At 41.5% G+C, this 4782-nt stretch carries 5 protein-coding genes and 1 other annotated feature; all 5 genes read left to right on the plus strand.

Going from position 1 to position 4782, the window contains the following annotated elements; genetic code table 11:
- Window positions 1-1264, plus strand: a 1264-nt coding sequence (locus tag SORDD24_RS01650) for an ABC transporter ATP-binding protein (RefSeq protein ID WP_061406902.1), incomplete at its 5' end; no start/stop codon positions are given.
- A 106-nt stretch (window positions 1265-1370) separates the two neighbouring features.
- Window positions 1371-2630, plus strand: a complete 1260-nt coding sequence (locus SORDD24_RS01655; RefSeq protein ID WP_061406904.1) for a TRZ/ATZ family protein — start codon at window positions 1371-1373, stop codon at window positions 2628-2630.
- A gap of 65 nt (window positions 2631-2695) precedes the next feature.
- Window positions 2696-2831 (plus strand) — a sequence feature (ribosomal protein L10 leader region).
- Between the two features lie 38 nt (window positions 2832-2869).
- A complete protein-coding gene (gene rplJ / locus SORDD24_RS01660) occupies window positions 2870-3370 on the plus strand; it encodes a 50S ribosomal protein L10 (RefSeq protein WP_001287274.1) in 501 nt (166 codons plus the stop codon).
- Window positions 3371-3445: 75 nt separating this feature from the next.
- Window positions 3446-3811 carry a 50S ribosomal protein L7/L12 gene (gene rplL, locus SORDD24_RS01665; RefSeq protein WP_001196969.1) on the plus strand — a complete coding sequence of 122 codons (366 nt, stop codon included), beginning with the start codon at window positions 3446-3448 and terminating at the stop codon, window positions 3809-3811.
- 411 nt (window positions 3812-4222) lie between these two features.
- The coding region (locus SORDD24_RS01670; protein ID WP_231082649.1) for a DUF2268 domain-containing putative Zn-dependent protease at window positions 4223-4782 on the plus strand (560 nt) is incomplete at its 3' end.

The raw sequence follows: 4782 nt of genomic DNA on the forward strand, positions 1-4782 counted from the left end.
CCTCATGACCCTCTTGGTCTTGCTGTTGACGCCCCTATCCATGGTGATTTCACGCTTTATTGCCAAGAGATCTTATCATCTCTTCCAAAAGCAAACGGAGACAAGAGGGATTCAGACCCAGTTGATTGAAGAATCGCTTAGCCAACAGACTATTATCCAGTCCTTTAATGCTCAAGGAGAGTTTATCCAAAGATTGCATGAGGCTAATGATAACTACTCAGACTATTCTCAGTCAGCCATCTTTTATTCATCAACGGTTAATCCTTCGACTCGATTTGTAAATTCGCTCATTTATGCCCTTCTAGCTGGAGTAGGGGCCTATCGTATCATGATGGGATCCACCTTGACCATTGGGCGTTTAGTGACTTTTTTGAACTATGTTCAACAGTACACCAAGCCCTTTAACGATATTTCTTCAGTTCTAGCCGAATTGCAAAGTGCTCTCGCTTGTGCAGAGCGTGTTTATGCTGTCTTAGAGAGCCCTGAGGTGGTTGAAACAGGTAAGGAAGTATTGACCAGCGACCAAGTGAAGGGGGCTATTTCCTTTAAACATGTCTCTTTTGGCTATCATCCTGAGAAGGTTTTGATTAAGGATTTATCCATTGCCATTCCTGCTGGTAGCAAGGTGGCCATCGTTGGTCCTACAGGTGCTGGCAAATCAACCCTCATCAATCTCCTCATGCGTTTTTATCCCATTAAATCGGGAGATGTCTTGCTAGATGGTCGTTCCATTTATGATTATACCCGAGCATCATTGAGACAGCAGTTTGGGATGGTACTCCAAGAAACCTGGCTCAAGCAAGGAACTATTCATGACAATATTGCCTTTGGCAATCCTGAAGCCAGTCGGGAGCAGGTGATTGCTGCTGCCAAAGCAGCCAATGCAGACTTTTTCATCCAACAGTTGCCGCAGGGATACGATACTAAGTTGGAAAATGCAGGAGAATCTCTCTCTGTCGGCCAAGCCCAGCTTTTGACCATCGCCCGAGTCTTTCTAGCTATTCCAAAGATTCTTATCTTAGACGAGGCGACTTCCTCCATCGATACTCGGACAGAAGTGCTAGTTCAGGATGCCTTTGCTAAACTCATGAAGGGGCGCACAAGCTTTATCATTGCCCACCGCTTGTCAACCATTCAGGATGCGGACTTGATTCTTGTCTTGGTGGATGGTGATATCGTGGAGCATGGAAACCATCAGGATCTTATGGCTAGAAAGGGCAAGTATTACCAAATGCAAAAGGCTGCGACTTTTAACTCAGAGTAAGCCACTCCTATCCATTTTAAAATTTTAATGATACTAAAAGTTGCCTTCGGGTGACTTTTTTGTTACAATAGCTAGAAAAAATCAAGGCCTTAGAAGGAGAAAACCAATGAAAGTCTATCAGCATGTAAATATTGTGACTTGTGACCAAGATTTCCATGTCTATCTGGATGGTATCTTGGCTGTTAAGGATTCTCAAATCATCTATGTCGGTCAAGAGAAGCAAGAGATTTTAGATCAAGCTGAGCAGATTATAGACTATCAGGGGGCCTGGATTATGCCTGGTTTGGTCAATTGTCATACCCATTCAGCTATGACAGGCTTACGCGGAATCCGTGATGATAGCAATCTCCATGAATGGCTCAATGACTATATCTGGCCTGCAGAAGCAGGATTTACGCCTGACATGACTACAAGAGCGGTCAAGCAGGCTCTGACAGAGATGCTCCAGTCAGGGACAACAACCTTCAACGATATGTATAATCCCAATGGTGTGGATATTGAAAGAATTTATCAGGCAGTCAAGGCATCTAAGATGCGTTGTTATTTCTCACCGACCCTCTTTTCTTCAGAGACAGAAACAACTGCTGAGACCATAAGCAGAACACGTGCCATCATCGAGGAAATCTTAGGATATGAAAACCCAAATTTCAAGGTTATGGTAGCCCCACATTCTCCCTACAGCTGTAGTAAAGATTTGCTGGAAGAGAGCTTAGATATGGCAAAAGAGCTGAATATTCCTATCCATATCCATGTGGCGGAGACCAAGGAAGAGTCAGGAATTATCCTCAAACGCTATGGCAAACGTCCCCTCGCCTTTCTAGACGAACTAGGTTACTTAGATCATCCGTCTGTCTTTGCACATGGGGTCGAGTTAAACGAACGAGAAATTGAACGCTTGGCAACTTCTCATGTGGCTATTGCCCACAACCCTATCAGTAATCTCAAACTAGCCTCAGGAATTGCTCCAATCATCCAACTTCAAAAAGCTGGAGTGGCAGTAGGTATTGCGACAGATTCGGTTGCTTCCAATAACAATCTTGATATGTTTGAGGAAGGTCGTACCGCAGCTCTCTTACAGAAAATGAAGAGTGGAGATGCCAGCCAGTTTCCAATTGAAACAGCCCTCAAAGCTCTAACGATAGAAGGTGCTAAGGTTCTTGGAATGGAAAACTTGATTGGAAGTCTTGAAGTTGGCAAGCAAGCGGATTTTCTGGTCGTTCAACCACAAGGGAAAATCCATCTTCAACCTCAGGAAAATATGCTCTCTCACCTCGTTTATGCAGTCAAATCCAGTGATGTTGATGATGTCTACATTGCTGGAGAACAGGTTGTCAAGCAAGGACAAGTTTTGACAGTAGAGATTTAAAAAAATATTTCAAAAAAAAGTCTGCAAAAATCTTGCATTCTTTTTTTGTCTATGCTATACTTATATACGGTTTGAAAAAACTGCCTAAGACAGTAGGGGAGCTCGACTCATAAGTATCCTACCGAGGACAAAACGTATCATGTAAAAAGAAGCGTATTGTACTTTCGTGTCTAGGTTTGGGCGCGTTTTTCTTTTGGAAAAATTCCCCAAGCAAAATAATTACGGAGGTGAACACACTAATGAGTGAAGCAATTATTGCTAAAAAAGCGGAACTAGTTGACGTAGTAGCTGAAAAAATGAAAGCTGCTGCATCTATCGTCGTTGTAGACGCTCGTGGTTTGACAGTTGAGCAAGATACAGTTCTTCGTCGTGAGCTTCGTGGAAGCGAAGTTGAGTATAAAGTCATTAAAAACTCAATCTTGCGTCGTGCAGCTGAAAAAGCTGGTCTTGAAGATCTTGCATCAGTATTTGTTGGACCATCTGCTGTAGCATTTTCTAACGAAGATGTTATCGCACCAGCGAAAATCTTGAACGACTTTGCTAAAAACGCTGAAGCACTTGAAATCAAAGGTGGTGCAATCGAAGGCGCTGTCGCATCTAAAGAAGAAATCGTTGCTCTTGCAACTCTTCCAAACCGCGAAGGACTTCTTTCTATGCTCCTTTCTGTACTTCAAGCGCCAGTGCGCAACGTTGCTCTTGCAGTCAAAGCGGTTGCAGACAACAAAGAAGACGCAGCTTAATCTTAAGCTACACAGCGTAGCCTAGCTACGAAAAAAACTATTATAAAATTTAAAACTTATTTGGAGGAAATAACAATGGCATTGAACATTGAAAACATTATTGCTGAAATTAAAGAAGCTTCAATCCTTGAATTGAACGACCTTGTAAAAGCTATCGAAGAAGAATTTGGTGTAACTGCAGCTGCTCCTGTAGCTGTAGCTGCTGCTGGTGGTGCTGAAGAAGCTGCTAAAGATTCATTTGACGTTGAATTGACAGCAGCAGGCGACAAGAAAGTCGGCGTTATCAAAGTTGTACGTGAAATCACTGGTCTTGGACTTAAAGAAGCTAAAGAACTTGTTGATGGTGCACCAGGTGTCATCAAAGAAGGCGTTCCAACTGCAGAAGCTGAAGAAATCAAAGCTAAATTGGAAGAAGCTGGAGCTTCAGTTACTCTTAAATAATAGAGCAACTACATTAGTAGCTTAAAAAACATATAAAACCGTTATTCTTAGGAGTAGCGGTTTTTCTTTTTGTCTGTCATGGGGCACAAATGGGGCAAACTAATCATATAGTTTATCTAGGAGGCAAACAAGTTTTGAATAATAGGCTTTCCATAAAAAATGATACAAGTTTTTACCCTTCAGGATTTATTTTTTTCTAGTATCATCATTCCTATGAACAGTAGAAAAGTAGGTTTTTAATTTATTGATACTCTGGATATTATAATCTCAGTATTAAAGAACTTTATTGAAGGTAATTTTCGAACGGTTTGAGGTAATTTCAATGAAATTTTAATAGATATTTTAATTTTCTTCTTGACCTTGACCTTAGGTAAGGGATTATACTAATAATAGATAAGAAAGGAGATTATTATGCAAATCAATATGATTCGTTCAGATAAAGTTTACCAAGAGATGCTCGAGCTTCCTTTAGAAAAAAGAGAAGGTTGCTTTCGAGCTAAAATATTAGCACCTTTTGCAATGAAATACCAAACGCAACACATTCCTCTGAAAGCAAAGTATCCTGGAGGATTTGATGCTCTTTTCCTACTTGGCTTTATGAATCAGTTACCCTCAACTCTCTCAGAAAAGGATAGACCAGCTATCGACTCTCTGAGCTCTGATCAACTCTGGCAGGACTGCCAGGATACCATCAAAAGGAGTATTGGGCTTTTTGAGCAGGCTGGCTATGACTTAGATGTTGAGGATTACCATTTTACTATTTTATTGGGCAATCCAGAAAAACCTATGCTACAGCTCAATAAGGGTTATAGCGGAGATGGCGGAATTCCAGGCTACCTCATGCTTAGTCTGCTACCAAATGACTATACTTTACCACGTGTGCAGGCTGCGTTGGCTCATGAGTGCAATCACAATGTCCGCTTTCAATTTGTCAAATGGAATCAGCAGACGACACTAGCAGACTGGGTAGT

The organism is Streptococcus oralis (genome assembly GCF_001579175.1).
Taxonomy (GTDB): Bacteria; Bacillota; Bacilli; order Lactobacillales; family Streptococcaceae; genus Streptococcus; species Streptococcus oralis_O.

Coding starts and splice junctions, on each gene's coding strand:
- rplJ (WP_001287274.1), top strand. CDS start 2,870: ATGAGTGAAGCAATTATTGCTAAAAAAGCGGAACTAGTTGACGTAGTA.
- rplL (WP_001196969.1), top strand. CDS start 3,446: ATGGCATTGAACATTGAAAACATTATTGCTGAAATTAAAGAAGCTTCA.
- SORDD24_RS01655 (WP_061406904.1), top strand. CDS start 1,371: ATGAAAGTCTATCAGCATGTAAATATTGTGACTTGTGACCAAGATTTC.